We start from the raw sequence: 4,389 nt of genomic DNA on the forward strand, positions 1-4,389 counted from the left end.
CCCCCGGGCCCCCTTCCGGCCCCGCGCCGCCACGGTGAACTCCCGCCCACGCACAAGGTGCTGACGATCCTCGCCCTGCCCGGCCTCGCCATCTCCTCGGACGACGGGCAACTCACCGGACGCGGACTGGAAGGGGTCTACCGCGCGAGCCGACGGCTGCTCGCCCGCTGCCGGCTCCGTATCGCCGGCCGCGAGCCTCTGCCGCTGCAGAGCCGCACCGTGGGCGCCGACACGGCCCGCTTCACAGGAGTGCTGCGCATGGCCCCGGACACGGGACCGGACCCCGACCTCGTCGTCGAACGCACCCGGCACGCGGACGGCACCGAGCGCATCGCCCTGCGCAGCGCGGCCCGACGCCCCCTGCGGCTGCCGGTGGAGGTGGCGCTCGGCACCGACCTGGCCGACCTGGCGGCGATCGCCGCGGGCAGCGCGGGCCCCGAACTGCCCGCCACCGTCCGCGCCGCCGGCCTGCGCTGGTCCGGCCCAGCCGGCACGGCATCCGTCACCGCAGACCCGCCACCCTCGGACGTGCTGGCCTCCGCGGGCCTGCTGCGCTGGGACCTCGCACTACCGGCCGGCGGCAGCACCACCATCGAACTGAGAGTGCGGGCGGACGGCGCGGCACCCGTGCGCTCAGCGGGCCGCACACCGTCCGGACCGCTCGCGTCCGCCCAGGCCACCGGCGACGAACCGGCCGTCGCCGAACTGCTGCGCACCAGCATCGAAGACCTCCGCGCACTGCTCCTGCGCGACCCCGCCCACCCCACCGACAAGTATCCGGCCGCCGGCGCGCCCTGGCGGTGCGGTCTCTCCCCGGCCGAGGCGCTGGCCGCCGCCCGTATGGCCCTCCCGCTGGGCACCGGCCTCGCCGTCGGCACCCTGCGCGCCCTCGCCCGCACCCAGCAGCAGGACCCGGGACCCCGCCGAGGCATGATCCCCGGACCACGCAGAGACGCTGGCCCCCACCTGCCACCCGGCTGCACCGGCACCGAGGCCACCCTGCTCTTCCCCGCCCTGCTGGCCGAGGCCCGCCGCTGGGGGCTGCCCGAACGCGACCTCGAAGAACTGCTCCCCGCGGCCCGGCGCTGCCTGACCTGGCTGCTGACCACCGTGGGCGAGGGCACCTACCTGCCCGATCCGCAGCCCACCGGCCCCGCCCGCTGCGACACCCAGGCCCACGCCCACCGCGCGGCCGTGCTCGGCGCCGACCTGCTCGACGCGTGCGACAGCCCCGGCGGCGCCGAACTCCGGCACCTGGCGCTCCGTATGCGGACGGCATTCCGGGACGAGTTCTGGATCGACGACCTCGGCGGCGGCCGGCCTGCCGCCGCCCGCACCACCGACGGCCGCCTCGTCCCGCACCTCGGCGCCGGCGCCGCCCACCTCCTCGACACCGGACTTCTCGGCGACGGCACCATGGCCCCCGGCCTGCTGGACAAGGTGCGCACCGAACAGCTCGCCCGCCTCCTCACCGACCCGGCCCTGGACAGCGGCTGGGGCCTGCGCGGACTCGGCGCCAAGGAACCCGGGCACAACCCCTTCGGCCACCGCAGCGGAGCCGTCCGCGTCCACGAAACGGCAGTCGCCGTCGCCGGACTCGCCACGGCCGGTCACGAGAAGGAAGCAGGCCTCCTGCTGCGGGGTGTCCTGTCCGCCGCCGGGCACTTCGGTCACCGGCTGCCCGAGATGTACGGAGGTGAACGACGTACCGACGGAGCCGGACCCCTCCCGCACCCGGCCGCCTGCAGGCCTGCGGCCACCGCAGCCGCCGCCGGAGTGCTGATGCTGACCTCCCTCGCAGGCATCCGCCCCGACGCCCCCGCCGGCACCGTCACCCTCCGCCCCCTGCGCAGCGCACCCCTCGGCGAGATCGGCCTCACCGGCCTCAGAGTCGCCGGCGCCCCCTTCGCCGTACGGGTCAGCCGCCTCGGACTCGCCATGGTCGAAGAAGCGGCCGAAGAACTGCAACTGCGCACCTGACCTCGCCGTACACCACCATCGCCAGGCACCACCGGCCCCGCCGCGGTCCGCACGCCAGAGCGAAGAGGATCAGCCAGGGAAGCGGCCGACGAAGGGAGTGTTTATCGTCAGGCAGACGACTATGATCGCGACATGCCCTACGACCCGTCAGCCTTTCCGCCCTTCGCCGTCACCGTGGACCTGGTCGTGCTGACCGTGCGCCGCCATTCCCTGTGTGCGCTGGCGGTCCGCAGGGGAGAACCGCCGTTCCAGGGGCGCTGGGCGCTGCCCGGCGGGTTCGTCCGGGCCGACGAGGACCTGGCGCAGGCCGCCGCACGCGAATTGGCCGAGGAGACCGGGCTGCGCGCACACGACCCGTCCGTCCCCGTTCAGGACAACGGCGCCCACCTCGAACAGCTCGCCACCTACGGCGACCCCAAGCGCGACCCGCGCATGCGCGTCGTCAGCGTCGCCCACCTCGCCCTCGCCCCCGACCTGCCCGCACCCCGGGCCGGCGGCGACGCCAGCAACGCCCGCTGGGCACCCGTGGAAGAACTGCTCCAGCAAGGCGGCTACGGCCGCGACGGAGAACCCGTCGCCCCGCTCGCCTTCGACCACGCCCAGATCCTCGCCGACGGAGTCGAACGAGCCCGCTCCAAGATCGAATACTCCTCGCTGGCCACGGCGTTCTGCCCGCCCGAGTTCACCGTCGGCGAGCTGCGCCGCGTCTACGAGGCCGTATGGGGCGTCGCTCTCGACCCCCGCAACTTCCACCGCAAGGTCACCGGCACCCCCGGCTTCCTCGTACCGACCGGCGGCACCACCACCCGTCAGGGTGGCCGCCCCGCCCAGCTCTTCCGAGCCGGCGGCGCCACCTACCTCAACCCGCCCATGCTGCGCCCCGAAGTGTGACCGAGGCCCCCGAACCACCGCAGGGCAAAAGCCTTGAAAACGGGCACAGCGCGCTATCTTGCTACGGGTGATCCAGGCCCTCGGACTGACCAGCATCCCCCGCAAGGATCTTCCGCCCGCCGTGGACGACGTCTCCTTCGAGGCGCACGCGGGCCATATCACCACGCTGCTCGGCGGGCCGGGCGCGGGCAAGACGACGGCCCTCAGACTCATGCTCGAACTCCAACAGGGCCGCGGCGTCACCTACTTCAGAGGACGCACCCTGCACCGCATCGCCCACCCCTCACGGGAGGTCGGCGTCCTGCTCGGCGACGTACCCGGCCACCCGGCCCGCACCGTCCGCGGTCATCTGCGCATGCTGTGCGCGGCGGCCGGCGTCCCCGTACGCCGAGCCGACGAAGTCCTCGAAGCGGTGGGCCTGGTCAGCCTGCGCGACCAACGACTCGGCACACTCTCCCGCGGCATGGACCGGCGCCTCGGCCTCGCCTGCGCCCTGCTCCCCGACCCGCACACCCTCGTCCTCGACGCACCGGCCCAGGGCCTGTCCGCCCGTGAGAGCCGCTGGCTGTACGGCATGCTGCGCGCCCACGCCGAACAAGGCGGCACCGTCCTGCTCACCACACGGGACCCCAAGGAGGCCGCCCGCACCGCCGACCGGGTCGTCACCCTGGAACAGGGCAGGCTCGTCGCGGACCAGGACGTCACCGACTTCGCCCGGACCCGGCTGCGCCCCCGCGTCGCCGTCCGCACCCCACATGCCGCCCGCCTCGCCGCCGTCCTCATCAAGGAGGCCCGCACGGGCAGGCGCTCCGTCGAGGTCGTCCAGGAAAGCGGCAACCTCCTCTCCGTGTACGGCAGCACCTGCGCCCACGTCGGCGAGACCGCGTTCCGCCACGGCATCCTCGTCCACCGACTCGCCGACGAGATCGGCGACATGGGGCCGGGAGCGGGCGCCACCGCAGACGGCATCCGTACGAACTCCGCTCTCGACACCGCATCGGCCCCGACCACCACCACCGCCCCTCAACTCCCTTCAGTCACCATCACCTCCGCAGCCACACCCGTACCCGGCACCCGCCCTGATGCAGGGACCGCACCCACCCCGTCCGCAATGGACCCCGTCGGTGACCCCGGTGAAGCCCAGGCCGCCGACCGCGACACCGAAGCGGGCACCGTCACGGCCGCCGGCACCGTCACGGACACCGGCACAGCGAGTGGCGCCGACGGCGGCATGGGTTCTGTGAACGGCACCCTCGCGGACAGCGGCACTGCGAACGGCGCCGGCGGTGGCATGGGTTCTGTGAACGGCACCCTCGCGGACAGCGGCACAGCGAACGGCTCCGGCGGCGTCACCGGCACACCGAACAGCACTGGCGGCAGCACCGGGACCGAGACCGGCACCGAAGTCGACACCGGCACCGAAACCGCCGCCGACCTCCCGGCCGACACCGTCGCCGACACCCCAACTACCGCCCCCACAACGGCCTCAGCCCCCGCAGCCCCCGTAGACTCCGCAGC

At 74.2% G+C, this 4,389-nt stretch carries 3 protein-coding genes; all 3 read left to right on the plus strand.

Going from position 1 to position 4,389, the window contains the following annotated elements; translation table 11 throughout:
- On the plus strand, positions 1-1,980 hold a 1,980-nt coding region (locus tag MTQ10_RS28335), incomplete at its 5' end, for a glycogen debranching N-terminal domain-containing protein (RefSeq protein ID WP_374117715.1).
- 132 nt (positions 1,981-2,112) lie between these two features.
- Positions 2,113-2,871 carry an NUDIX hydrolase gene (locus tag MTQ10_RS28340; protein WP_110631640.1) on the plus strand — a complete coding sequence of 253 codons (759 nt, stop codon included), beginning with the start codon at positions 2,113-2,115 and terminating at the stop codon, positions 2,869-2,871.
- 67 nt (positions 2,872-2,938) lie between these two features.
- Positions 2,939-4,389, plus strand: a 1,451-nt coding sequence (locus tag MTQ10_RS28345; protein WP_247473184.1) for an ABC transporter ATP-binding protein, incomplete at its 3' end; no start/stop codon positions are given.

The sequence above is a fragment of the Streptomyces sp. XM83C genome (genome assembly GCF_023072675.1).
Classification (GTDB): domain Bacteria; phylum Actinomycetota; class Actinomycetes; order Streptomycetales; family Streptomycetaceae; genus Streptomyces; species Streptomyces thermocoprophilus.

Excerpts from the sequence above, each read along its gene's own strand:
- MTQ10_RS28340 (WP_110631640.1), top strand. The coding sequence starts at position 2,113 with ATGCCCTACGACCCGTCAGCCTTTCCGCCCTTCGCCGTCACCGTGGAC.